The organism is Francisella sp. SYW-9, from assembly GCF_008711465.1.
Classification (GTDB): Bacteria; Pseudomonadota; Gammaproteobacteria; order Francisellales; family Francisellaceae; genus Francisella.
On sequence record NZ_VXKQ01000034.1, the window covers coordinates 1 to 1,423 of the forward strand.

Here is a 1,423-nt window from a genome sequence, read left to right on the forward strand (position 1 = left end):
ACAAATGTAATGGGATTGATTGATTTTGTGATGATGACTACCGCCCTCGTCACTGTTATTTGGGACAGTGACGAGGGCGGAATAGCCCACGTACTCGCCGATTTTATTATTTTAAAGACAAAAATCCGTTGTTTTGATCTTTTTATTGCTCGTGTATCGAAGATGCACAGGCTTCGCCTTTAGCAATCAAAAAAGAACAAAATAACAAGCTTCGCTTGTATTTTTGGAATGAAATAATAAAGAGGCGATAAACAAAAAAGCCCTTAATGGGCGTCCTAAACATTTCTCGCGAAATTTTTGAATAATTCCATAAGGTTCTGTTTTCAAAAAGGAGTAGTATATTTTTCTTAAATTTGATGGAATAATCCATTTGACTTTTATATATAGGTTTGTAATAATTTAATTATCAATACTGATGATGGCTGTATGCCTGAAACTAATTATAAATTAGTCTATTGAAAGTGCTTACCTGTACCGAGAATTAGCACACGGCATTCTAAGAATGAGAAACAGGCCCGTTCCTTTTTACTATCGACTTTAAGTCCATGATAGATTGTTCCTACCTACTGATTCAATTTTAATTGTTATCAGATCGTTCCTATCTATAAACAATCCCTAGGATATGTTTAATAATGATTTGTACTTCTGTACTTATCGGATATATCTAGCCATAGGTATATTTTGCAAAAAAAATATAACACAAAATATTTATGTAAAAAAACTTAAGAAAAAATTTATTACATAGAAAAACTAAGGAAAACATATTTATGCAAAATAATACTAAAGAAAATTTATATACAGATGAAACTTTTAAACTATTAATAAACTCACTGAAAAATATTAAGGCAATACAATCTACTGAAAATGACTCAGGAAATAACTATAAGCAAAAAATATACGACACATTAAATGAAATTGAAAAAATATCAAACATAAAACCGTCATACAAAAACTTTATTAATAAAATAATTACTCAGGAAAATATTAATCAAGCTGAAAATATCATAATCGAAGAATTAATAGATAAAAATATGACTGGATATACTCCAGATTTAAAAATATTAATTGAAAAAATAATTACAGACGAAAATATACAAAAAACAAAAGATTATTTTATAAAACAATTTGAAGCATTAAACGTTTAGTAAAAAAGATATACAACACAAAAATATTTAGATAACAAAGATTCAAGATAAAAGATTTAGCAAAAAACATTAAGGAGAAGAACATTGAACGCAAAAAAATCTAGTTATGTAAATAAACTAAGTGGAGTCATATCTAACTTGCTACCTATACCTTTTGGATTAGCCATAGCTGGCTAATGGTAGCTTAACACTAAACGCTTGAGAAATATGGTGGCTTATTTTATGGATAATATTAAACAAAAACTTCTTAAAGAAGTATTTAAAGTCCTTGATAATAA

General features: G+C 27.8%; 2 protein-coding genes. Both read left to right on the forward strand.

What is annotated here, in order from left to right:
• Positions 1-183: hypothetical protein (locus F3D62_RS13005; protein WP_224732693.1), on the forward strand; the 183-nt coding region annotated here is incomplete at its 5' end.
• Positions 184-767: 584 nt separating this feature from the next.
• Positions 768-1,145, forward strand: a complete 378-nt coding sequence (locus tag F3D62_RS11850; protein ID WP_150468462.1) for a hypothetical protein — start codon at positions 768-770, stop codon at positions 1,143-1,145.
• Positions 1,146-1,423 lie beyond the last annotated feature (278 nt).